This window comes from Serratia nevei (assembly GCF_024160145.1).
Classification (GTDB): Bacteria; Pseudomonadota; Gammaproteobacteria; order Enterobacterales; family Enterobacteriaceae; genus Serratia; species Serratia nevei_A.
In genome coordinates this window covers 27,081-52,666 of sequence record NZ_JAMYWQ010000034.1, presented here as the reverse complement: position 1 = coordinate 52,666, position 25,586 = coordinate 27,081, and the positions used below count along the sequence as shown (strand labels likewise).

Here is a 25,586-nt window from a genome sequence, read left to right as displayed (position 1 = left end):
GGGCAAACATCAACAACGAAATCCATATCGTGTTCAGACATAAAAAAATCCGGAATCAGAGGGCTGAATCCGGATTGTCTCTTACTGAGTGGATCGTTCAAGTGTTCTTAAACGATCGGCATTAGGTTAATCACCGGCCTTTTTCTTTGGCGCTGCCGCCAGTAACGGCTTGGCAAAACGCCATCATGCCGTAAAATTCCCTACCTTTGATGAATCCATCACCGTAAACCTATGGGAGACACGGATGGACAAACGCTTTATTCAGGCGCACCGCGAAGCGCGCTGGGCGCTGGGGCTGACGCTGCTCTATCTGCTGGCCTGGGGGCTGGCGGCCTACCTGCCGGACAGCGCTATCGGCGTCACCGGCCTGCCGCACTGGTTCGAAATGGCCTGCCTGCTGGTGCCGCTGCTGTTCATCGGCCTGTGCTGGCTGATGGTGCGCACGGTGTTCCGCGACATTTCGCTGGAGGATCGCGATGCAAACTGAAGTGATCCTGCCGCTGGTCGCCTACCTGCTGCTGGTATTCGGCCTGTCGGTATACGCCTATCGCCGCCGCCAGAGCGGCAATTTCCTCAGCGAATACTTCCTCGGCAACCGCTCGATGGGTGGCTTTGTGCTGGCGATGACCCTGACCGCCACCTACATCAGCGCCAGCTCGTTTATCGGCGGGCCCGGCGCCGCCTACAAATACGGCCTCGGCTGGGTGCTGCTGGCGATGATCCAGCTGCCGGCGGTGTGGCTGTCGCTCGGCGTGCTGGGCAAAAAATTCGCCATTCTGGCGCGGCGCTATAACGCCATCACCCTCAATGACATGCTGTATGGCCGCTACCAGAGCCGCCTGCTGGTGTGGCTGGCCAGCCTCAGCCTGCTGGTGGCGTTCCTCGGTGCCATGACGGTGCAGTTTATCGGCGGCGCCCGCCTGCTGGAGACCGCCGCCGGCATTCCTTACGACACCGGCCTGCTGATCTTCGGCATCAGCATCGCGCTGTACACCGCCTTCGGCGGCTTCCGCGCCAGCGTGCTGAACGACGCCATGCAGGGGCTGGTGATGCTGCTCGGCACCGTGCTGCTGCTGGTGGCGGTGATCCACGCCGCCGGCGGACTGGACAGCGCGGTGCACAAGCTGCAGCAGATCGATCCGGCGCTGGTGTCGCCGCAGGGCGGCGATCAGATCCTCAGCCTGCCGTTTATGGCGTCGTTCTGGATCCTGGTGTGCTTTGGGGTGATCGGCCTGCCGCACACCGCTGTGCGCTGTATCTCCTACAAGGACAGCAAGGCGGTGCATCGCGGCATTCTGCTCGGCACCGTGGTGGTGGCGGTGCTGATGTTCGGCATGCACCTGGCCGGCGCGCTCGGCCGCGCGGTGTTGCCGGATCTCAAGATCCCCGATCAGGTGATCCCGACGCTGATGATCACCGTGCTGCCGCCGTACGCCGCCGGGATCTTTTTGGCGGCGCCGATGGCGGCGATCATGTCGACCATCAACGCCCAACTGCTGCAATCCTCCGCCACCATCATCAAGGATCTCTACCTGGGCGTGCGGCCGCAGCAGATCCACAACGAGCGGTTGATCAAGCGCTTCTCCAGCCTGACCACGCTGGTCCTCGGCCTGTTGGTGCTGCTGGCGGCCTGGCGGCCGCCGGAGATGATCATCTGGCTCAACCTGCTGGCCTTCGGCGGGCTGGAGGCGGTGTTCCTGTGGCCGCTGGTGCTCGGCCTGTATTGGGAACGCGCCAATGCTCAGGGAGCGCTTAGCTCAATGGTGTCGGGTGCGGTATGCTATACGCTATTGGCCAGCTTCAACCTGCAGCCGGCGGGGCTGCACCCTATCGTGCCTTCGCTGTTGCTCAGCCTGTTGGCGTTTTATCTCGGTAACGTCGTCGGCGAAAAGCGCCGGGCGGCGTCATCATTACCCTCTTGAAGAGACTTGCTATGCCTTGGATCCAACTCAAACTGAACACCACCGGCAGCCAGGCGGAAGACCTGAGCGATGCGCTGGTGGAAAGCGGCGCCGTGTCGGTGACCTTCCAGGACACCCACGACAACCCGGTGTTCGAACCCTTGCCGGGTGAAACCCTGCTGTGGGGCGATACCGACGTGATCGGCCTGTACGACGCAGAAACCGATATGGCCGAGGTGGTGGCGATGCTGGAACAGCACCCGCTGCTGGGCGCCGGTTTCCGTCACAAGATAGAACAGCTGGAAGACAAGGACTGGGAGCGCGAGTGGATGGACAACTTCCACCCGATGCGCTTCGGCGAGCGCTTGTGGATCTGCCCGAGCTGGCGTGACGTGCCGGATCCCGACGCGGTCAACGTGATGCTCGATCCGGGCCTGGCGTTCGGCACCGGCACCCACCCGACCACGGCGCTGTGCCTGCAGTGGCTGGACGGACTCGATCTGGCCGGCAAAACCGTTATCGACTTCGGTTGCGGTTCCGGCATCCTGGCAATCGCCGCCCTGAAGCTGGGTGCAGCGCGCGCTATCGGCATCGACATCGATCCCCAGGCCATTCAGGCCAGCCGCGACAACGCGCAGCGTAACGGCGTTTCAGAGCGTCTGGAGCTGTATCTGCCGAAAGACCAGCCGGCAGACCTGCTGGCTGACGTAGTGGTCGCCAACATCCTCGCCGGCCCGCTGCGCGAGCTGGCGCCGCTGATCGGCTGCCTGCCGAAGGCCGGTGGTCATCTGGGGCTGTCCGGCGTGCTGGCCAGCCAGGCCAGCAGCGTTGCGCAAGCCTACGAAGAGAAGTTCACGCTCGACCCGGTCGCCGAGCGTGAAGAGTGGTGTCGCATCACCGGCCGCCGCAAGTAAGCGTCACGGCCTATTGCCCCGCTCATCCACCGGCCCTGCGCCGGTGGATTTTTTTTGCCTGGCGATCGGCCTGTGGGCGAAACAAAATTTTATGCAATTTTTCGCCGCTCAACGACGGATCGCCCTGACAATGCGCCTTCCAGACAGGCTATCTCGGCAAAAAACGCGGGCAAATGCAGATAATATCCTGCGTAAAGGCGAATATTTTGCCGCATACAAAATAAGCGCTTTTCTTCAACATGTTGTAAAATATATATAATATTTTTATGAATCGCCGCTTAGCGCATTTTTCGTGCTAATATCTGGCCAATTGGTTAAAGTTTGGCCTTTCATCTCGACGCAAAAATGCGTAATATACGCGCCCTTGCGGACACAGTATGGTCACTCTTTGTCTATGCGCATTGGACACCACCAGCTTACTAATTGCCTGATTGCGGCCCCGATGGCCGGTATTACAGATCGCCCGTTCAGAACCCTCTGTCATGCAATGGGTGCTGGGATGGCTGTATCCGAAATGCTCTCCTCCAACCCGGAGGTGTGGCGGACGGATAAGTCGCGTCTGCGTATGGTGCATAGCGATGAACCAGGGATCCGTTCCGTGCAGATTGCCGGATGCGATCCTGATGATATGGCCGCCGCCGCGCGTATCAACGTGGCCAGCGGCGCGCAGATCATCGACATCAATATGGGATGCCCTGCCAAAAAAGTGAACCGGAAGCTTGCCGGGTCCGCCTTGTTGCAGTACCCGGATCTGGTAAAACGGATCCTCCACGCGGTGGTTGACGCGGTGGATGTGCCGGTAACGCTGAAGATTCGCACCGGCTGGGCGCCGGAGCACCGTAACTGTGTAGAGATTGCCCAACTGGCCGAAGACTGTGGTATTCAGGCCCTGACAATTCACGGCCGAACCCGCGCCTGTCTGTTTAACGGCGACGCGGAATACGACAGCATTCGGGCAGTTAAGCAGAGTGTTTCCATTCCGATTATCGCGAATGGGGATATTACTGACCCGCATAAAGCCAGAGCAGTGCTCGACTACACCGGGGCCGACGCCCTGATGATAGGCCGCGCTGCTCAGGGGAGACCCTGGATCTTCCGGGAAATCCAGCATTATCTGGACACTGGGGAGCTGCTGCCGCCACTGCCGCTTGGCGAGGTGAAGCGCTTGTTGATTGGGCACATTCGGGAATTGCACGGCTTCTATGGCCAAGGCAAGGGATTCCGGATTGCTCGTAAGCACGTGTCCTGGTATCTCCAGGAACACGCTCCGAATGACCAGTTTCGGCGCACATTCAACGCCATAGAGGATGCCAGCGAACAGCTGGAGGCGTTGGAGGCATATTTCGAAAATCTTAGCGTAAAAAAAGAGCTGACAGAACTATGTTCGAACAACGCGTAAATTCTGACGTACTGACCGTTTCTACCGTTAACTCACAAGATCAGGTGACTCAAAAGCCTCTGCGTGACTCGGTTAAACAAGCACTGAAGAACTATTTTGCTCAACTGAACGGTCAAGACGTAAATGACCTGTATGAGCTGGTACTGGCTGAAGTTGAACAGCCACTGTTGGACATGGTGATGCAATACACCCGTGGCAACCAGACCCGCGCAGCCCTGATGATGGGCATCAACCGCGGCACGCTGCGTAAGAAGCTGAAAAAATACGGCATGAACTGATACTAGTCAGTTAACGTGTTGAAAAGGCGCAACCTTGCAAGAGGCGGCGCCTTTTTCTTTTGGGGCATGCTCGTTTTGCAGGCAATAAAAAAGGCCGCAGTGCGGCCCTTGGGGTAAAGCGGAGACCTTATTCGGTCACTTTATTCTTGAGGCTTTCCGCCCCTTGCTTGGTTTTGTCCCAAGCCTTCTCCGTACCCTGCTTGGTGGAGTGCCAGGCCTTTTGCGAGCCTTCACTCACTTTGCTGCCGACGCTGTCGCTCTTGCCTTCGGCGGCGTGCTTGGCTTTCAGCTTCAGCTCTTCACCCTTGTCCTGAGACTGGTGCAGCTTTTCTTTGGCGGTATCCGCCCCTTTGTGCGCTTCGGCAACGACCTCGTTGCTGGCGTGGGCGGCGGTGTCGGTCGCGGTATCCGCGGCGAACACCGGGGAAGCGAGCAGCAGTGCAGACAAGGCAATGATTGATTTGTTCATAAGTTCCTCTTTTCTCAGATACGTGCCATTCGTTATGGAATAAGATGGCATAAAACGCCCCTCAAACGATTTAAGAATAGGACTAAAAACAAAAAAATCGATATAAAATTTTATTAAAAATAGATTTCTCGTTCTTTTATACCGCTAGTGAAAATTCCTGTCAAAAAGCACGAAAACGTTAAATTTTTCCTGTCACAAAACTATAATTTGTACGAATTTTTAACAAGCACTAACAGGGATGGATTCTATGGTTGCCGCGATCATTATCGGTATTTTTATCATCAGCTTCCTCTACGCGCACTCCCGCGGCAAAGAGAAACAAAAGGTGACCCGTCAACTGTTCGATCATTCCACCTTTATGGGGCCGATCAACATGTTTATGACCGGTTTCTCCCGTTTGCCCGCCAAACAGCCCTATTTCGACGAAAAAGGCTTCCCGGAGCTGCAGACGCTGACCGACAACTGGCAGGTGATCCGCGAAGAAGCGGTACGCCTGCAGGATCACATCAAAAAGGCGCAGTCGCACAACGATGCCGGCTTCAACACCTTCTTCAAACGCGGCTGGAAACGTTTCTATCTGAAATGGTACAGCGACAGTCACCCTTCGGCACAGACGCTGTGCCCAAACACCGTTGAGCTGCTCAACCGCATTCCGTCGGTCAAGGCGGCGATGTTCGCCGAGCTGCCCCCCGGCAGCCATCTGGGTAAACACCGCGATCCTTACGCCGGTTCGGTGCGCTACCACCTGGGGCTGATGACGCCCAACGACGATCGCTGCTTTATCGAGGTGGACGGCGAGCAACACAGCTGGCGCGACGGCCAGGCGGTGATCTTCGACGAAACCTACGTGCACTGGGCGCAGAACGCCACCGACCAGACGCGCATCATTCTGTTTTGCGACGTCGAGCGGCCGATGAAATGGCGCTGGGCGCAGGCGGTCAACCACTGGGTCGGCTCTACGCTGATGTCGGCGGCCAGCTCGCCGAACGACGACCAGGACCGCACCGGCGGCATCAACCGCATCTTCAAATACGTCAATGCGGTGCGCGACGCCGGCCAGCGTCTGAAGGCGCGCAACCGCCGCGGTTACTACCTGCTGAAATGGCTGGTGATCGCTGCAATCTTCGCCGCGATTATCATTCCCAGCCTATAAAACGCGCCAATCTTCAACTTAGGGGCAACGCGAATAAGAATATTCGCATGCCCCTCTTCCGCCACACCCCATACCCTGTGCTAGCATAAGCATTCCTAGAGCCGCCTCCGCTGGCCAACAGCTATCCCTCCGAAGCCTGATAGCAGCGCAAACCGCCCTTCGAATGTAAATGTTTAGTCAATTATGGAATCCCGACTAAACCCTGGTCGTGCCCGGGTGTCTGAGTGGTCGTATCGCTATCGAGTGGAACCTTTATGCGTTACAGCTTGCTGCCCCTTTTTAACGTATAAAACGAGTTTCTATGAAATCAGCCAAAGCATTTCACCTGGCCTTGCTGCACCCGCGCTACTGGCTAACCTGGTTCGGCCTGGCCCTGCTGTTCCTGCTGGTACAGCTCCCCTACCCGCAACTCAACCGGTTGGGGGTGTGGATGGGGCGCACCTCGATGCGTTTTCTGAAACGCCGCGTCGCCATCACCCGCCGCAACCTCGAACTGTGCTTCCCCGAGATGGACGAAGCGCAGCGCGAGCGCCAAGTGGTGGGCAACTTCGAATCCCTCGGCATGGGCCTGCTGGAAACCGGCATGGCCTGGTTCTGGTCGGATAAACGCGTCAAGCGCTGGTTTAACGTCTCCGGCATCCATCACCTCAAAACGGCTCAGCGTGACGATCGCGGCGTGCTGGTGATCGGCGTGCACTTCATGTCGCTGGAGCTGGGCGGCCGGGCCATGGGCCTGTGTCAGCCGATGATGGCGATGTACCGCCCGCACAACAACAAGGCGATGGAGTGGGCACAGACCAAGGGCCGCATGCGTTCCAACAAGGCGATGATCGATCGTAAGGATCTGCGCGGCATGGTGCACGCGCTCAAGCGCGGCGAGGCGGTGTGGTTCGCGCCGGACCAGGACTACGGCCCGCGCGGCAGCGTATTCGCTCCGCTGTTCGCCGTCGATCAGGCCGCGACCACCAGCGGCACCTTTATGCTGGCCCGCATGGCCAACCCGGCGCTGGTGCCGGTGGTGCTGATCCGCCGCGAAGGCGGCCGCGGTTACGACCTGCTGATTCAGCCGGCTCTGGAAGACTACCCGCTCAGCGACGAACAGGCGGCGGCGGCCTATATGAACAAAGTGATTGAGAAAGAGATCATGCGGGCGCCAGAACAATATCTGTGGCTGCATCGCCGCTTCAAAACCCGCCCGCTCGGCGCGCCGTCGCTGTACTGAGCCTCTTTTTTTCCAGCCCGGCCAACGCCGGGCTTTTTTGTGCGCCGCCGACAAAAAGCGGCGGCTCAACGGCCCGCTTTCCTGTAATCTCCTTTTTTACCCGCACAGGAAAGGAAATGATGAAAGCCCAAGTTCGCATTGCTCTGGTCGGTGATTACAATTCGCACGCCGTGGCCCATCAGGCCATCCCCGTGGCGCTCCAGCTCACCGCCCTCCACCTCGACATCGACGTACAGCCCCAGTGGCTCCCGACCGAAACCCTGATCTCCCCCGACGTACTGCAAGATTTCGACGCCATCTGGGTGGTGCCGGGCAGCCCGTATCGTCACGACGACGGCGCCTTTATGGCGATCCGCCATGCGCGGGAAAACGACGTGCCGTTCCTAGGCTCCTGCGGCGGTTTTCAATACGCGATCGTCGAGTACGCCCGCAACGTAATGGGCTGGCACGACGCCGGTCACGCGGAAACCGACAGCGGCGGCCGGCTGGTGATCGCTCCGCTGAGCTGCTCGCTGGTGGAAAAAACCGGCGACATCGTTTTTCAGCCCGAGACCCGCGTCGCACGGGCCTACGGCAGCCTGAACACCCATGAAGGCTACCACTGCAACTTCGGCGTCAATCCGGAATTCGTCGTCGATCTGCAACGCTTCCCGCTGATCGTCAGCGGCCACGACACCGAAGGCGACGTGCGCGCCATCGAACTGCCGGGCCGACGTTTTTACGTCGCCACGCTGTTCCAGTCGGAGCGCGCCGCGCTGCGCGGCGAGCTTTCGCCGCTGGTGGTGGAACTGGTCAAAACCGCCGCCAACGGATAAAAAAAAAGCCCTCTTTCGAGGGCTTTTTCATCGGACATCCCATCGGCTTACGCCTGTCCGAGACCGCGCAACACCAGATTGAAATGCTGCCCCAGCTCGCGCCGGTGGGTCGGATGCTCCATCATCGACACATGGTCGCCGTTGACCTGGCTGACGCTGATGTCCGAAGGCGGCAGCAACATTTCCCATCCCAGCGCTGACGCGTCCTCACGACAATACCCCGTCTGCTTGATCTTCTGCCAGTACACCTGGAATTGTTCGTTCGGTGTATTGACAGAGGTCTGTTCCTGTTTCGCCTTGAACAGATGGATCTTCACAGACGCCGGCCGTACCTGCGTTGCCTCAACCAGTTTGGCGTAATGATGGCGCTGCTCCCAGAGTGCCACCTCGTCGGCCACTTCCGCGTGATGCGTCTTGATCCCGGCGCGTTGTACGGCCGCGACCGCCTCAGGCAGAGGCAGCTCAACCAGCTGCCGGCAGAGCTGAGGATGCATTGACTCCACCCAATTCAGCAGTAGCTGTGCCGGGTTCTGCATCGCTTCGATCGGTCTCAGAGTGTCTATCAGCCCCAGAAACGCGACCGATTCGCCGGCCGATTGCAACTGCTCGGCGATAGCATAAGCCAACACCCCGCCAGAAGAGTATCCCGACAGATGGTATGGCCCCTGCGGCTGCACATCCCGAATCAGCGCGACGGCGTCGGCAGCCATCTCATGCATGGTCGCCGGTTTCTCGCTCATCGCCGGCCATGGTACCGCATAGATCGGGAACGCCTCGTCGATCTCCTTCGCCAATTCAAACACGTAGGAGTGGTCGCCAAAGCCGGTCGGCACGAAGAACAACGGCAGTCGGTCGCCATAGCTGCGGGCAGGAACAGCTTTGCGCAGCGGGGTATCTCCAGAGCGGCGATCTATCCGTTCGGCCAAATCGGCCAAGACAGGATGGTTAAAGACCGCCTGCACCGGCACGTTGATACCCACCTGACGCAACTGACTGGAGAGGCGTACCGCCAGCAACGAATGGCCGCCCAACTCGAAGAAGTTGTCATAGCGTCCTACCTGCTCAACCTCAAGCAGCTCACCCCAGACCCGTGCCAGCGCCGTTTCGCTCTCGCTCTGCGGAGCCGCATATTCCCAGGCAGCGGCAACCGATCTTTCCGGTTCCGGCAAGGCCCGTCTATCCAGCTTACCGTTGGCGGTCAGCGGCATCGTATCCAGCCAGATATAGGTGGCCGGCACCATATACTCAGGCAAGCGTTCTCCCAGATAAGCCCGCAGCCGCCCCTGCAGCGCGCCGCGATCGACATCGACCGCCGGCACCGCCCAAGCGACCAGGCGTCTCTTGTCCGCTTCACCGACCACGTCCACCACCGCTTCCCTCACCCACGGGCTCGCAGCCAGCTGCACTTCTATCTCGCCCGGCTCGATGCGGAATCCACGCAGTTTGATCTGCTGATCGCAACGCCCCTGGTACTCAAGGCTACCGTCCGGCAGATAACGCGCCAGATCGCCGGTGCGGTACATGCGGCTGTCATCGGCAGGATTGAAGGGATCATGCAGGAAACGCTGTGCCGTTAATTCAGGCCGGTTCAGGTACCCCAACGCCACCCCCACACCGCCGATGTACAGCTCACCTATCGCCCCCACCGGCACCGGACGTCCACGGGCATCCAACAGATAGGCGCGGGTATTGCCGATCGGCTTGCCAATCGGCAAACGCGCGCATCCGTCCGCCCGCTCGATCCGCGCCGTGGTGGCGAAGGAGGTCGTCTCCGTCGGTCCATAGGCATGGATCAATTGTACCGGCCCCCGCTCTTGCAACAGCCGCGCATAGGCGCCCGGATCTTCTTTCTCACCGCCGCTGATCAGATATTTCAACTGTGCCAGCGCGCCGCTAATGCTATGCACATACTGATTGAACAGCGCCGTGGTCAGGAACAGCGTCGTGATACGACGGTGCTGCAACTCGGCGGCCAGTCGTTCCGCCTCCATCATCACCTCCGGTGCCACCACCACCACCGCACCGCCGTTCAGCAGAGCAGCCCAAACCTCCATCGTGCTGGCGTCAAACGCCGGGTTGGCGGCAAAGGCCACGCGATCGTCCTTGCCAAAGGCGGCATAGCGGTTGTTGCGTACCAGACGGGTGACCCCCTGGTGCGGAGTCATTACCCCCTTTGGCGTGCCGGTTGAGCCGGAGGTATACATGATGTAAGCCATCGCGCAGCTCGACAGCGACAGCGACGGATTATCCGATTCGCCTTCCCTGTCTTCGATCGACATCAGCGGAATGTCCTCATTGCCGGCGGCCTCTGCCAGCATCAGACACGCGCCGCTGTCATTGACGATCCACGTTTGACGTGTGGCCGGCAGTTGCGGATCGATCGGCACATACACCGCACCGGCTTTCAGGATTGCCAATTGAGCGCAAACCAGTTCGACGCTGCGCGCCAGCCGCACCGCCACCCGCTCGCCTGGCTGAACGCCGTGCTCAATCAGCCGGTGCGCCAGCCGGTTGGCCCGCGTATTCAGCTGCGCATAGCTGAGCTGCCGCTCATCCTGGATCAGCGCGACAGCCTGCGGTGTGCACTGCGCCTGTTGTTCGAACAGTTCATGCACGCACGCTTGCGCCGGGTAGGCTTCAGCCGTTTGGTTCCAGCGACACAGCTGCAACCTATACTCTTCATCCGGTAACACCTCCAGTTCGCCTACCGCTGTTTTTGGCGCCTGTTCCAGCGCCTGCGCCAACGAAGTCAGCGCCTGCTGCATGTAGCCGCACACCCGCTGCGCCTCGATCGGGTGTCTGACCTGCGCCGTCAGGCCCAGCGAATCGCCACCGTCCTCTACCGACAGCACGAACGGATAGTTGGTGCGTTCCTGCGTATCCAGCAGTATCACCCCTGCCGGCAAACCGCTGTCCTCGTCGCTGTTATGCCGGTAGTTAAGCAGCGCGCTGAACAGCGGCGCCCCGGCTCCCACGCCGCTGCATCGCTGCGCCAGCGCCAGCGAGGCGTGCTCGTGGGCCAGCAGCCCGCTCAGGTGCGCATGCGCCTGCTTCACCGACGCTTCAACGCTGCGCCCGTCCATATCCAGCCGCAGCGGCAGGGTGTTGATAAACAGCCCCAGCGCCTGTTCGGCGCCTTCGCCCGACTCCATCCGCCCCAGCAACACCGTGCCGAACACCACGGCCTCGCGCCCGCTGGCGCGCGCCAGCACCTGTGCCCACGCCAGGTGGCACAGGCTGGCCAGGCTGACGCCCAGCCGCCGCGCCTGCCGCCGCAGGCCGTCGTTCAACGCCGGAGACAGCGGCAACCGTTCGGTATTGGCGCGCTGACCGTCCCCGTGTACGTTACCAAGCCCGAATGGCAACACCGGCTCATCGATATCCGCCAGCATCTCGCGGAAGAAGCGCTCATGCTCCGCTTCGCTCACGCCCAGCCGCGCCTGCGCCACCGCGTTGCGGAATGGCTGCGCGCGGCCCAGCGTGTCGCCGCGCCCGGCCAGAATGGCGCTGACCTCTTGCCCCATTATCGCCAGGGTCGAGTGATCGCCGATCAGATGGTGCCACTGCTGCAGCACGTAGCAGCTGCCGTCACGCTCTTCAGCGATGACGTAATACAGCAGCGGCGCCCGGGTCAGATCCTGACGGGTCCGTCGCGGATCGAAACGCGCTTCCAACTGCCGGTCGAGCGGGCCCTCGGCCGGATCCAACGTCAGCTCGGTCACGGCCAAACGCGCCCGGCGCCAGACGACCTGTACCGGCTCTGACAAGCCCGCGCCGACAAAGGCCGTGCGCAAAATATCGTGACGATCCACCACGTGCTGCATCGCCGCCAGCCAGCCATCGAAACGCGCCCGGCTGTCGAAACGCAGCAGGGCGGACAGCAGGTAGGGATCGCCTTCTTCCGCCAACAGATGGTGGAACAGGATCCCCTCCTGTAGCGGGGACAGGACATAGATATCCTGTACGTTGTCCACGCCCCCTTCCACACCGGCGATAACCCGATCGATCTCCGCCTGAGTCAGCTCGGCCAGCGGCAGCATCTGCGGCGTGATGGCGCGGCAGTCCGACGCAATCCGATTTTCCGGCACCTGAATCCGATGCTGCGACACCAACGTTTGCGCCAGGGTCGCCAGCGTTGGCGTGGAGAACAGCGCCTGCACGCTCGCCGACAGCCCGGCCTGACGCAGCTGCGCCATCAGCTTCACCGCCAGCAGCGAATGGCCGCCCAGTTCGAAGAAGTTGTCGTGGCGCCCAACGCGCTCAACCCCCAGCAACTCCCGCCAAATCTGGGCCAGCAGCGTTTCTCGCTCGCCCTGCGGCGCTTCGTACACCGCCTTGCTCTGCGCCCCTTGCGGCTCCGGCAGCGCACGGCGATCCAGCTTGCCGTTCGGCGACAGCGGCAACGCCGCCACCACGACCCAGGCCGCCGGTACCATATAGTCCGGCAGCGCTGCGCTCAGGTGCTGCCGCAACACGCCCGCCAGCGTTTCTTCCTCTCCCTCCGCCGCCGGAACGATCCACGCCACCAGACGCTTGTCGTCCCCCACCGCGCGCGCATCCACCACCGCCTCGCGTACCGCCGGGTGCGTCGCAAGCGCCGCCTCGATTTCGCCGCACTCGATGCGGAAACCGCGGATTTTCACCTGCTGGTCGTTGCGCCCCAGGTACTCGATGTCGCCGTTTGACAGATAACGCGCCACGTCGCCGGTGCGGTACATCCGTCCGCCCGGCGCAAACGGATCGCTCAGGAAACGCTCCGCCGTCAGATCCGGCCGATTCAGATATCCGCGCGCCACCTGCACCCCGCCGATATACAGCTCGCCCACCGCCCCGAGCGGCACCGGCTGCCCATTCGCATCCAGCAGGTAGATACGCGTGTTGGCGATCGGCCGCCCGATCGGTACCGACACTCGTCCCGCCTCCCGCGAACAGTGCCAGGCGGTGACGTCCACCGCCGCCTCCGTCGGCCCATACAGATTGTGTAATTCCGCCTGCGGCAACTGACGGTAAAACTCCGATACCAGCGTCGCCGGCAGCGCTTCCCCGCTGCACATCACCCGCACCACGGAGTGACAACGCGTCGCCGCCTGCCCATCCGCCAGGAAGCTTTGCAGCATCGACGGCACAAAGTGCAGCGTGGTGACGCCGTACTGCGCAATCGCCCTACTCAGGTAGTCCGGATCCTTATGCCCTTCCGGCTTCGCCATCACCAAACGCGCACCGATCATCAGCGGCCAGAAGAACTCCCACACCGAGACGTCGAAACCGAACGGCGTTTTCTGCAACACCGTGTCCGCCGCCGTCAGATCGTAGGCCTCCTGCATCCACACCAGCCGGTTAACCACCCCGCGGTGTTCGTTCATCGCCCCCTTCGGTTTGCCGGTCGAACCCGAGGTATAAATGACATACGCCAGGTGCGACGCCTGCGCGCGCGGCGGCGGATTGTCGGTGCCGAGATCGTCCGGCAGCGCCTCGTACAACGCCAGCTGCGGCGTCGAATGTTCGCCCAACGCTGCGCGGCCGGCAGCGTCCACCAACAGCAGCACCGGATCGGCATCCTGCAGAATGTATTGCAGGCGTTCACCAGGGTAAGCCGGATCCAACGGGACATAGGCGCCGCCAGCCTTGAGAATGCCAAGTAGTGCCGTCACCATATTCAGGCTGCGTTCGGCACAAACCGCCACCCTGCTGTCCGGGCCAACGCCACGGGCGATCAAGGCATGCGCCAACCGGTTGGCGCGAATGTTCAACTCTGCGTAGCTCAGGCTCGCCCCACCGCTGACCAGCGCGGTGGCATCCGGCGTGCGATGCACCTGCTGTTCGAACAGCGCCGCCAACGTCTGATCCAACGGATAATCCCGTTCGGTACGATTCCAATCCTGTAGCAGATGCTCGCGCTCGGCTGCCGGCAACAGATCGAGGTGAGAGACCGGCCGCTGCTCATCGCGCGCCATCGCCCGCAGCGCCTGCACCAGGTAAACGCCGTAACGTTCGGCGGTGGCGCGGTCAAACAGCGCCGTGGCGAAGTTCAGCGTACCGCTGATCTGTTCACCGATATCGGCCAAATCGAGCGTCAGATCGAACTTCGCCGCGCTGTATTCCAAGCCGGCCAGCTCAACCTGCAGCCCCGGCAACGGAATATCGTGCACCGAGCCGTCCTGCCAGGCCAGCATCACCTGGAACAGTGGGGTATAGCCCAGATGGCGCGGCGGATTCACCAACTCCACCACCTGCTCGAACGGCAGATCGCGGTTCTCCTGCGCCGCCAACACCGTGTGACGGATCCGCGCGATCAGCGTCGCCAGATCCGGATCGTCGCTGAGGTCAATCCGCAGCGCCAACGTGTTGACGAAGAAGCCGATCAGCGACTCGGTCTCCAGCCGGCCGCGGTTGGCCTCCGGCGTGCCGATCACCAGCTCCTGCTGCCCGGCCATGCGCGCCAGCACCAGGCTCCAGGCCGCCAGTACCGTCATGAACAGCGTACCGCCGTGCCGGCGGCTGAACTGCCGCAGCGCCTGCGTCAGCTCGGCGTCGATGACGATCGGCACCTCTGCGCCGCTGAAGGACTGCACCGCCGGACGCGGACGATCGGTCGGCAGCGTCAACAGCGCCGGCGCCCCGCTCAGCCTTTCGCGCCAGTATTGCGCCTGCGCCGACAGCCGTTCCGGCGTCAGGTAGCGCCGTTGCCAGGCGGCATAATCCGGGTATTGCAAGGTCAGCGGCGGCAGCGGATCGGCTTCGCCACGGCGGAAGGCGCCGTACAACGTCCCCAGCTCGCGCAGCAGAATGCCGGTCGACCAACCGTCGGAGACGATGTGGTGACAGGTGAGCAGGAACAGGTGCTCGTCATCCGCCAGGCGGATCAGCGCGGCGCGCACCAGAGGCCCCTGCGTCAGATCGAAGGGTTGGGCAGCCGCTTCTCGGCACAATGCCCCGGCCTGTGCGGGATGAAGATGCAGATCGTGGAAAGCAAGCGGCAACCCGGTTGCCGGTAAAATCTGCACTTGCGGCCGATCGTCCCTGGTGACGAACCGGCTGCGCAACGCTTCATGACGGGCATAGAGCACATCCAGGCTCTGCTGCAACGCCTGGCGATCCAACCGCCCACGCAGGCGCAGCGCCAGCGGGATATGGTAGGTTTCGCTCATCCCTTCCAGCTGCGTCAGGAACCACAGGCGCTGCTGGGCGAACGACAGCGGCAATTCGCCATCACGCGCGACCGGTTGCATCGGCAAGTGCGCCTGCGTCGGCGCAGTTTCCAACGCCTGCGCCAGAACATGCAGCACCGGCCCGCTGAACAGCGCCTGCAGCGGCAGATGCCACCCGGCCTGTTGCAGCCGGTTGGCCAGGCGCACCGCCATCAGCGAATGGCCCCCCAGCTCGAAGAAGTTGTCGTGGCGACCGACCCTCGCCACATCCAGCAGGTCGCTCCAGAGGCTCGCCAGCAGGCTTTCCACCTCACCCTGCGGTGCCGCGTACGCTTCGCGGACATAGGCGTCGACCTGCGGCGCCGGCAGCGCGCGCTTGTCCAGCTTGCCGTTGCCGGTCAGCGGCAGCGCCTCCAGCCACACGTAGGCCGCCGGCACCATATAATCCGGCAGGCGGGCCTGCAGATGCTGCCGCAACCCGCTCGCCAGCGTCTCACGGTCGGCCTCCGGCGCCGGTACCACCCACGCCACCAGGCGCTTGCCGCCGTGGCCGTCATCCAGGGCGTCCACCGCCACGCTCCGCACGCGCGGATCGGCGCTCAGCTGCGCTTCCACCTCGCCGCATTCGATGCGGAAACCGCGGATTTTCACCTGCTGGTCGTTGCGCCCCAGGTACTCCAGCTCGCCGTCCGGCCGGTAGCGCGCCAGATCGCCGGTGCGGTACATCCGCGCCCCCGGCGTCCGGCTGAAGGGATCGTCCAGGAAACGTTCCGCCGTCAGGGTCGGCCGGTTCAGGTAACCCCGCGCCACCCCTTCGCCCCCCACGTACAGTTCGCCCACCGCCCCCAGCGGCACCGGCTCGCCGTCCGCCCCCAGCAGATACAGCCGCAGATCCGGGATACGGCGCCCGATCGGGCTGGCGCCGAGCGCCGCATCCTGCGCCGACAACGGCCGGTAGGTCACGTGCACCGTGGTCTCGGTGATGCCGTACATGTTGATCAACTGCGTCTGCCGGTTCTCGGGACGGCCAAACCACGGCGCGAGATCGGCAGGATTGAGCATTTCCCCGCCAAACACGATATAGCGCAGCCGCTGGCGCGCCTCGCTGCCCGCCTGCGCCTGGATAAAGGCCTTGAAGGCGCTCGGCGTCTGGTTCAGCACCGTGATGCCGTGACGGCAGACGAAATCATAGAAGTCCGGCGCCGAGCGCGCCGTCTCCTGCGGCACGATGAACAGCTGCCCGCCGTACAGCCAGGCGCCCCAGATCTCCCAGACCGAGAAGTCGAAGGCAAAGGAGTGGAACAGGCACCAGCGGTCGGCGGCGGTGAAGTCGAACCACGCCTGCGTCGCGCTGAACAGCCGCGCCACCTGGCGGTGCTCCACCATCACCCCCTTCGGTTTACCGGTCGAGCCGGAGGTGTAAATCACATACGCCAGATGGCCCGGCTGCGCGCGCGGCGCCGGGTTGTCGGCATTCAGCGCCGCCGGCAACGCTTCGTCCAGCGCCAGCAGCGGCACCGCCGGTTCGCCCAGCGCGGCGCGGCCGGCGGCGTCCGCCAGCAGCAGCACCGGCTCGGCATCCTGCAGAATGTAGTGCAGACGCTCGCCCGTGTAGGCCGGATCCAACGGCACATAAGCGCCGCCGGCCTTGAGGATACCGAGCAGCCCCGTCACCATGTTCAGGCTGCGCTCGGCGCACAGCGCCACGTGCGAGTCCGGCCCGACGCCGCGTTCAATCAGCGCATGCGCCAGCCGGTTGGCGCGCGCATTCAGCTCGGCGTAGCTCAGCGCGGCGTCGCCGCAAACCAGCGCCACCGCATCCGGCGTCCGCCGCACCTGCGCTTCAAACAGCGCCACCAGGCTGGCAGGCGGCGCCGCATCCTGCGCGGCGGCGTTCCAGCCGTTGATCAGCATCGCGTATTCGTCGTCCGGCAGGACAGACAGCTCGCGCACCGGCATCTCCGGCGTGTACTCCAGCGCCTTCACCAGCGCCATCAGCGCCTGCTGCATGTAGCCGCACACCCGCGCGGCGTCGATCGGCCCGATAACCTGCGCCGTCAGCGCCAGCGAGTCCATGCCGTCGTCCACCGACAGCACGAACGGGTAGTTGGTGCGTTCATCCGCATCGATCAGGCTAATCCCGTCCGGCAGCGCCACCCCTTCCCCGTCGTTGTGACGGTAGTTCAGCAGCGCGCTGAACAGCGGTACGCCGTTGCTCACGCCGCTGCATCGCTGCGCCAGCGCCAGCGAGGCGTGCTCGTGGGCCAGCAGCCCGCTCAGGCGCGCATGCGCCTGCAGCACCGCCGTCTCCACGCCGGCATCATCGATGTTCAGCCGCAGCGGCAGGGTGTTGATAAACAGCCCCAGCGCCCGTTCGGCGCCTTCGCCCGACTCCATCCGCCCCAGCAACACCGTGCCGAACACCACGGCTTCGCGCCCGCTGGCGCGCGCCAGCACCTGCGCCCACGCCAGGTGGCACAGGCTGGCCAGACTCACGCCCAGCCGCCGCGCCTGCCGCCGCAGTTGCAGATTGAGCGTCTGCGGCAGCGCCAGATGCGCCGTCGAGATATCACGCCCCTCGCCATGCACGTCGCTCAGGCCAAACGGCAACACCGGCTCATCAATATCCGCCAGCATCTCGCGGAAGAAGCGCTCATGCTCCGCTTCACTCACCCCCAGCCGCGCCTGCGCCACCGCGTTGCGGAACGGCGGCGCCTTGGCCAATTCATCCTGACGTCCCGCCAGGATCAGGTTGATTTCCTCCTGCATCACCGCCAGCGTCGAGTGGTCGCCGATCAGATGGTGCCACTGCTGCAGCACGCTGCAGCTGCCGTCCTCCTCCTGCGCCACCGTAAAGCTCAGCAGCGGCGCCCGGGTCAGATCCGGCCGCTGCTGCAGCGGGTCAAAACCGGCCGCCAGCTGTTCCCAGACCGGCCCCTCGGCAGGATCGATGCGCCGTTCGCACAACGCCGGTTCGGCCTTACGCCACACCACCTGGACCGGGGCAGCCACGCCCTGCGTGATGAAGGCGGTGCGCAGAATGTCATGACGGTCGATCACCTGCTGCATCGCCGCCAGCCAGCCGTCGAAACGCGCCCGGCTGTCGAAGCGCAGCACGGCGGAAAGCTGGTACGGATCGCCCCGCTCCGCCAGCAGATGGTGGAACAGGATCCCTTCCTGCAACGGCGACAACGCGTAGATATCCTGCACGTTGGCGACACCGCCCGGCACCTGCGCCACCACCGCGTCGATCTCCGGCTGGCTCAGCGTCGCCAGCGGCAGCATGTCCGGCGTGATGCGCTCGCTGTCCGCCTGAATGCCGTTGGCCGGAACCTGCACATCCTGTCGCGCGCCCAGCGCTTGCGCCAGCAACGAGAGGGTCGGCGCGGTGAACAGCGTTTGCACCCCGGCGCTCAGTCCGACGCGACGCAGCTGCGCCATCAGCTTCACCGCCAGCAGCGAATGGCCGCCCAGTTCGAAGAAGTTGTCGTGGCGCCCTACGCGCGCCACGCCCAACAGCTCGCACCAGATGCCCGCCAGCAACGTTTCGGTTTCCCCCTGCGGCTCGACGTAATCTTCACGCATGGCGGTATCCGGCACCGGCAGTGCGCGACGGTCCAGCTTGCCGTTCGGCGACAGCGGAAGAGCCTCCAGCCAGACAAAGGCAGCCGGCACCATATAGTCCGGCAGCGCTGCCGCCAGCTCACGACGCAACGTCTGCGCCAGCGTCTCGCGCTGCGCTTCCGGCTGAGGCACCACCCAGGCCACCAGGCGTTTGTCGCCTTCGGCGTCGGTGAGCGCATCCACCACCGCGTCGCGCACGGCCGCATGCATGACCAGCTGCGACTCGATTTCGCCGCATTCGATGCGGAAGCCGCGAATTTTCACCTGCAGATCGTTGCGGCCCAGGTATTCCAGACTGCCGTCCGGCATATAACGCGCCAAATCACCGGTGCGGTACATGCGCCCGCCCGGCGCGAAAGGATCGGCAAGGAAACGTTCTGCCGTCAGTTCAGGCAGGTTCAGATAACCGCGCGCCACCTGTGCGCCGCCGATATACAACTCACCGACGGCACCCAAAAGCACCGGCTGACCATATTCATCCAGCAAGTACGCCCGGCCGTTGGCGATCGGCCGCCCGATGGTCGGCATCGCCGTGCCGACATCCGGTTCGCCCGAGGTCGCGACCACGGTCGTCTCCGTCGGCCCATAGTTGTTCAAAATCGTCAGCCCTGGTGGCGTGTGCAGCGGCCAGCGGCGAATGCTGTCGCCGCCGATCAACAGCATCCGCAGGTCGGCGGGCATCTCGCCCGTCAGCGCAATCTCCGCCAACGGCGTCACCATAAACGCCACCTGCACATCGCTGCCGCGCCACCATTGCAACAGCGCTTCACCATTGCCCGTTGCCTCAGGCGGCGGCAACAGCAGCGTCGCCCCCTGCGTCAGCGTCGGCCAAATCTCCCAAACGCTGGCATCGAAGCCCAAACCGGCCATGCTGGAGGTACGTTCGCCGGCCTGCAGACCGGTCGCTTCGCAGTGCCACATAATCAGGTTGATCAGATGCGCCTGCTCCACCATGACCCCTTTCGGTTTACCGGTCGAGCCGGAGGTGTAAACCACATAAGCCAGATGTTCAGGCCGCGCGCGCGGCGAGAGATCGTGATCCTGCGACGGCAACGCGTCTTCCAGGGCCAGCAACGGCGCCGTTATCTCCCCCAGCGCGGTACGGCCGACGCTATCCGCCAACAGCAGCGCCGGGGCACAGTCCTGCACGATATAGTGCAGGCGTTCGGCCGGGTAAGCCGGATCCAGCGGTACATAGGCCCCGCCGGCTTTGAGGATCGCCAGCAGCGCAACGATCATTTCCGGGCTGCGCGCGGCGCAGACCGCTACGCGGCTTTCCGGCCCTACGCCATGCGCCACCAGGTGATGCGCCAGCCGGTTGGCGCGCACGTTTAATTCCGCGTAGCTCAGTTGCGTATCGCCTTGAGACAGCGCCAGCGCTGTCGGCGCACGCCGTACCTGCGCTTCAAACAGGGCCGCCACGTTTGCCACCGGCGGGAAAGCGCGCTGAGTCCGGTTGCGCAGGTTAAGCAGCAGTTCACGCTCAGCCGAACTCAGCAGACGATCGGCCCGTACCGGCGCATTCGGCGCAGCCGCTGCCTGCTGAATCAGCTGCAGAAGATGTTGCGAGGCGCGCAACATCTGCTCATCCCCCACCCTGGCGTGGTCGTACACCCACCGGAAAGCGCCGTTGCTTTCACAGATTTGCAATACCGCTCTGGCACCGGAGAGTTTCACCGCCGCACTCCCTTCCTGCGACTCGTCAAATCCTGGCTCGGTACAATGGCGCAACAGCGCCACCGTGGTTGACCAAGCCCGTGGGCGCGCATCCAACCCCAACAAGGCGGGATGGTATGCCTGCCGCGTGCGCACCTGTTCCCATTCGCGCCGCATCTGCGCCTGCGCCTCGGCGAAACCCAACGACGGATCCAGCGAAATCTGCAGCGGCAGCGTCCAAACCGGGCCTGGCGCACCGTCGGTGGCGTCTGTCGCGTTCAGCCAGCCAAGTTGGAAATCGCTTTCGCCCCCCATCAAGCCAAGATACAGTGCCAGCCCGGTCAACACCGTCGCCACATCGACCTTGCCGGCGTGCTGCCAAGCCGTAGTCCGCCATGACGGATGCACCTCGCGCTGCCAGGCTACCGGGAACACCGCAGGGGAAAACTGCGCCAGCCGCGGTTGCCAGAAGGCCGCATAACGCCCCCCTGTCATCTGCATCTCTTCCAGCTGTTTCGCCTGCGCGGATCCAATCAATAACAGCCGATCGCCTTCCCTTAGCCCATAAAGACGCGCCAGTGCACTCCCCGACGGCAGCCCGCCTTCGGCGTTAAACCACCCCCCGATTCGCACCGCCCCTTCCGCCGTGGCGATATCCCATCCCGCGTCGTCGATGTTCAGCAACGTGCCGGGCGCGGCGTCGCAGGCCTCTTGCAACATTTCCAGGCGACCGACGCCCAGCGCGCGTTCGGCCAAGAGGATTTTCAACGGGCAGTCGCTGGCTGGGTGGCCGAGTGACGTCGCGAGCCGCGCCAGTTCAGTGGCCGGACGATCCCAGCGGATAAAGCCGGCAGCCGGCGGCAAACGACGGAGATCATAGAAACTGCCGGTGACATCCGCCTCCGGCTGCGCATGAACCTGCTGCACTAATTGCGCAATGCTGTCCTCAGGCCGCGCACATACCGTCCGCAGAATAAACTGGAAACGCCGCTGCAAACTCTCAAGCTGGTTTAATGAATGGGCATGCGGCGCATCGGCAAACATGACATCCAGCTCTTGCGCCTGTTGGTCTTCATAAAAAAGAATTTGCATATCACTGACGGCAATATTGCCGCCGTAGTGCCAGCGAGTCTTGCATCCCCAAAACGGATCGCCGTGATCGAAGGAAACGATATTGATCGCGGGACCGAACCAGGACGAACTCATAGTACTGAGATCGCGGCGAATATCTTCACCGCGATATAATTGCCGACGAACGACTTTCGCTATTTCCGCCGCGATCTGCTGTGAAAAATCAGCCAGGGTACTTTCAGGGTTTATGGATAAAATCAGGGGCACCACATTCGCGGTCATGCCAAAACTATTTCGCTCTCGTGTCCCGGTAACCGGCAGGCTGAAATTCAACAAGGTCTGACCAGTAATACTGTAGAAACATAATGCGACGGCCGCAGCCAATATATGAGCACGGTGCACACCGGCCTTTTCCGCCCCCTGATCAATCACTGCGATTTCATTTATTTTTAATGTGTGACGGCTGATTTGCATGGCCGAATAAGGGACCCGTTTTTCCTGACGAGTGAGGCTGTGAGGGGCGGCAAGCGTGTAGGTTTGCCAGAATTGCTTGTCGGTGGCGAAGCGGGAAGAATCGCGGTACTGCAAGTCGTTCTCATACATCCGGGTGAAGCTGCAATTGCTGAACTCAGGGATGGTCTTTTTTTCGGCCAATGCATTATAATACAATGCGATACGACGCATGAACTCTTCCGCGCTGCGTCCATCCGCCAACATGTGATGAAAACGGCGATAGAGAATATAGTGGCCCGGCGCCAACGTCAGCACGGCAAAAGCGAACAGATCATGTTCCAGCGCAGAGATAACGCGATCGGCATCTTGCCGCATCCAGCATTGCGCCGCCTGCTCTGGCTGTGCATGGTGGCTAAAATCATGCAAGGTCAGCGGATCATGAGCACGCCCCGCGCGGTATTGATAAAGCTCACCGTCTTGTTCGATGAAGCGGGCCTGCATGGCCGGCGTTTCTTCAATGATCGCGTCGATCGCCTGGCGTAACAGGGCCACCTGCAGCGGCCCTTCTATCGTGCCATATCCCCACATATTAAACGGCAAACCATCAGACATGCTGGCGCTGAGCCACAGCTCGCGCTGAGCGGTGGTAATTTCATGCAGTTCGACCTTTTCCGCCGCAGCCTGAGCGCTTACACGGAATTCCCCACTCTTCACATCAGTTTGTTTGCTCATAATATTCTCTAGCACGTCTTCATTAAGTTAATGAAAGTGATCGTCCGGATTTAGGCAAAAACCGGTCGTCCGACAGGTAAAGTCAGAATAAAAAAGCCGTATAAAAGTTGGGTTTCCCCCCAACTAGGAAAGGATGAAATGGCTAATCCAGAGTTTCCCCCTGCGCCTCAATTTACTGAGCTGTGAAGTATAGGAGAGGATATTTTTTTGGCGAAACGTGCGAAAGAGAATAAATGACCCTTTTATTTCCCTGATATTACCCAAGCATTACCGAGGTATTCACCACACATTAAATGGAAATAATTAGAATGAAATCAATTTTATTTTTTATTATTTCATTTCGTTAATGTGCAGTGATGCTTACAATAAGAGCCCCTCCATATCAATAAGTTATATTTTATTGTTTTTAAGATAATAATTTATTATTTAATTAATTCATTGTCATTTAAAATCATCGGCGATTTTGCCCGCAGCGCATCTATCGTTTTTTGTTATAACGATGGGAAAAATTATGCTGAAAAATTTTTTCGTTTTTTCGTGTGGCAATCAACGGCATGGTTCACAACGACAGACAACGTAAAAGGGGCGGCAGAGCCCGCCCCGAGAGGTCTTACCACATCAGCCGGCCGATCAGCGGCGCGGCCACCACCGTGATAATGCCGGCCAGCATCATCACCAGGCTCGACACCACGCCCTCCTGCGGCCCCAGTTCATAAGCGCGGGCGGTGCCGGCGCCGTGCGACGAGGCGCCAAACCCGGCTCCCTTCGCCAGGCGGCTGCGCACCGCCAGCCGCAGAAACAGAATGTCGCCCACCGCCATGCCGAACACCCCGGTGATCACCACGAACAGCGCCACCAGATCCGGCTGCCCGCCCATCTGTTTGGCGGCCTCCAGCGCGAACGGCGTGGTAATCGAACGCACCGCCAGGCTGCGCTGCACCTCTTCCGGCAGCGTCAGCAGGCGCGCCAGCCACACCGAGCTGTACACCGCCACCAGCACCGCCGTCGTCACCCCGGCGGTCAGCGACAGCCAGTGGCGGCGGATGATGTGCAGATTCTCGTACACCGGCACCGCGAAGGCGATGGTCGCCGGCCCCAGCAGCCACAGCAGCCAGTGGGTTTCGCCGATATAGTCCTGATAGGAGATGTGGGTGACCACCAGCAGCAGCACCAGGATCATCGGCGTCAACACCAGCGGCATCAGCAGCAACGAGCGGCGGCGGCGATAGAGTTTCTTGTTGGCGAAGTACAGCGCCAGCGTCGCCAGAAAACAGGCCAGGCTGAGGATAAAATCATTCATGGCGCTGTTTCCGTCGCTGCAGCCAGATCTCCAGCCGATACACCCTGTCCACCACCAGCCCGGTAGCACCCAGCGTCAGCATGGTGCTGACCGCGATCACCAGAAAGATCTTCCAGCCTTCAACCATCAGCAGTTGGGCATAATTGACCACTGCCACCACCGCCGGCACGAAAAACAGCAGCATTTCCGCCAGCAGCCAGCGGGAGCCGGCCTTGACCCAGCTCAGCGGCAGAATGCGCAGCAGGATCAGCGCCAGCAGCATCAGCATGCCGACGATATTGGCAGGGAGCGGCAGGTGGAACTGTTGCACCAAACGATCGGCGATCAGGAACAGCGCCGCATACAACGCCACCTGAATCGGCACCTGCAAACGGGTCAACAGGGAAGGAGCAACGCGACGTAACGCCAGAGACATGAAAGATGACCTCAAACAATAAATTGACGGCCTACAGTATACGCAGCCGGGAAACCACGCCTGAAATGAATTAAAATTATCGGCATCATGCCGTACGGGAATAGTTTCCTACCGGTAACGTCCCCAGGAGAGCCCTAACGTGGATGTCCGCACCCTGCGCTACTTCGTTGAAGTGGTGCGCCAGCAAAGCTTCACCCGCGCGGCGGAAAAACTGTTCGTCACCCAGCCCACCATCAGCAAGATGCTGCGGCATCTGGAAGAGGAGCTGGAATGCACGCTACTGATCCGCGAAGGCCGCAAGCTGCGCCTGACCGACAGCGGCCAGGCGGTGTATCAGCGCGGCCTGACGATCCTCGACGAGTTCCGCCAGCTGGAGGCGGAGCTGGAAGACATCAGCTCGGTGAAAAAGGGCGTGCTGCGGCTGGGCATTCCACCGATGGTCGGCAGGCAGATCGCCGATCTGATCCGCCGTTTTCGCCAGACCTACCCCGGCATCGAATTGAAAATTTCCGAGCTGGGCGGGCTGTCGGTCGAACAGGCGGTGATGTCCGGCGAACTGGATCTGGCGATGACGGTGCTGCCCTTCGATTCGGAACAGCCGCTGACCTTTCTGCCGCTGCTGGGTCACCCGATGTGCGTGGTGGCGCCGCGCACGCCGCAGTGGCTCAACCGCACCCGCATCAATATCGCCGAATTGGCCGACAGCCCGATCCTGATTTATAACGAAGACTTTGCGCTGTACAAGATGCTGATGAAGGCGTTTCGCCAGGCCGGTTTCGAGCCGCAAATCGCGGTGCGCAGCGGCCAATGGGACTTTCTCGCCTCGATGGTGCAGGCCGGCGTGGGCATCGCCATGCTGCCGGAGCCGGTCTGCCGCTGGCTGGACAAGGAAAACCTGGTCTGGCTGCCGCTGGAGCCGCGCATGGAGTGGAAAATCGGGCTGATCTGGCGCCAGGGCAGCTACCTGTCGCACAGCGCGCAGGCCTGGATCGCCTGTTGCCGCGACTACTGGCCGCCGCTCAAGTAGCCAAAAAAC

13 protein-coding genes are annotated in these 25,586 nt (G+C 61.9%); 9 read left to right on the top strand and 4 right to left on the bottom strand.

Annotated elements, in window-relative coordinates; genetic code table 11:
* Window positions 1–244: 244 nt before the first annotated feature.
* The 5 genes from M6G53_RS19830 (at window position 245) to fis (ending at window position 4,492) form a co-directional block, all read left to right on the top strand.
* Window positions 245–487, top strand: coding sequence for a YhdT family protein (locus M6G53_RS19830; RefSeq protein ID WP_004936865.1), 243 nt, complete (start codon window positions 245–247; stop codon window positions 485–487).
* Window positions 477–1,922 (top strand): sodium/pantothenate symporter, encoded by a 1,446-nt coding sequence (gene panF, locus M6G53_RS19825; RefSeq protein ID WP_253333984.1) that lies wholly within the window; start codon window positions 477–479, stop codon window positions 1,920–1,922. Before M6G53_RS19830 ends, panF begins: the two co-directional genes overlap by 11 nt.
* Window positions 1,923–1,933: 11 nt before the next feature.
* Window positions 1,934–2,815, top strand: a complete 882-nt coding sequence (prmA, locus tag M6G53_RS19820) for a 50S ribosomal protein L11 methyltransferase (protein WP_033636181.1) — start codon at window positions 1,934–1,936, stop codon at window positions 2,813–2,815.
* A 394-nt stretch (window positions 2,816–3,209) separates the two neighbouring features.
* Window positions 3,210–4,214, top strand: a complete 1,005-nt coding sequence (gene dusB, locus M6G53_RS19815) for a tRNA dihydrouridine synthase DusB (RefSeq protein WP_004936856.1) — start codon at window positions 3,210–3,212, stop codon at window positions 4,212–4,214.
* Complete coding sequence (fis, locus tag M6G53_RS19810; protein WP_000462905.1) at window positions 4,196–4,492, top strand: DNA-binding transcriptional regulator Fis; 297 nt, start codon at window positions 4,196–4,198, stop codon at window positions 4,490–4,492. The genes dusB and fis overlap by 19 nt, the downstream gene beginning before the upstream one ends.
* Window positions 4,493–4,619: 127 nt before the next feature.
* Here the strand turns inward: fis and M6G53_RS19805 are convergent, their stop codons facing one another.
* A complete protein-coding gene (locus tag M6G53_RS19805; RefSeq protein ID WP_253333982.1) occupies window positions 4,620–4,961 on the bottom strand; it encodes a KPN_00521 family repetitive protein in 342 nt (113 codons plus the stop codon).
* A 247-nt stretch (window positions 4,962–5,208) separates the two neighbouring features.
* On the opposite strand from M6G53_RS19805, the gene lpxO reads away from it, so the two are divergent.
* The 3 genes from lpxO to M6G53_RS19790 all read left to right on the top strand — a co-directional run bounded on the left by lpxO (window position 5,209) and on the right by M6G53_RS19790 (window position 8,151).
* On the top strand, window positions 5,209–6,114 hold the full coding sequence (lpxO, locus tag M6G53_RS19800; protein ID WP_253333988.1) for a lipid A hydroxylase LpxO: 906 nt from the start codon (window positions 5,209–5,211) through the stop codon (window positions 6,112–6,114).
* 301 nt (window positions 6,115–6,415) lie between these two features.
* Window positions 6,416–7,336 (top strand): kdo(2)-lipid IV(A) palmitoleoyltransferase, encoded by a 921-nt coding sequence (gene lpxP, locus M6G53_RS19795; protein WP_253333980.1) that lies wholly within the window; start codon window positions 6,416–6,418, stop codon window positions 7,334–7,336.
* Window positions 7,337–7,452: 116 nt separating this feature from the next.
* Window positions 7,453–8,151 carry a CTP synthase C-terminal region-related (seleno)protein gene (locus M6G53_RS19790; protein ID WP_253333978.1) on the top strand — a complete coding sequence of 233 codons (699 nt, stop codon included), beginning with the start codon at window positions 7,453–7,455 and terminating at the stop codon, window positions 8,149–8,151.
* 47 nt (window positions 8,152–8,198) lie between these two features.
* Here M6G53_RS19790 and M6G53_RS19785 read toward each other — a convergent pair whose 3' ends face one another.
* The 3 genes from M6G53_RS19785 to M6G53_RS19775 form a co-directional block, all read right to left on the bottom strand.
* Window positions 8,199–22,835, bottom strand: a complete 14,637-nt coding sequence (locus tag M6G53_RS19785) for a non-ribosomal peptide synthetase (RefSeq protein ID WP_253333976.1) — start codon at window positions 22,833–22,835, stop codon at window positions 8,199–8,201.
* A gap of 610 nt (window positions 22,836–23,445) precedes the next feature.
* A complete protein-coding gene (locus tag M6G53_RS19780; RefSeq protein WP_253333974.1) occupies window positions 23,446–24,135 on the bottom strand; it encodes an LrgB family protein in 690 nt (229 codons plus the stop codon).
* On the bottom strand, window positions 24,128–24,550 hold the full coding sequence (locus M6G53_RS19775) for a CidA/LrgA family protein (protein ID WP_004936830.1): 423 nt from the start codon (window positions 24,548–24,550) through the stop codon (window positions 24,128–24,130). The genes M6G53_RS19780 and M6G53_RS19775 overlap by 8 nt, the downstream gene beginning before the upstream one ends.
* 139 nt (window positions 24,551–24,689) lie before the next feature.
* Here M6G53_RS19775 and M6G53_RS19770 point away from each other — a divergent pair, with 139 nt between their 5' ends.
* On the top strand, window positions 24,690–25,577 hold the full coding sequence (locus M6G53_RS19770; RefSeq protein ID WP_025304429.1) for a LysR family transcriptional regulator: 888 nt from the start codon (window positions 24,690–24,692) through the stop codon (window positions 25,575–25,577).
* Window positions 25,578–25,586: the final 9 nt, after the last annotated feature.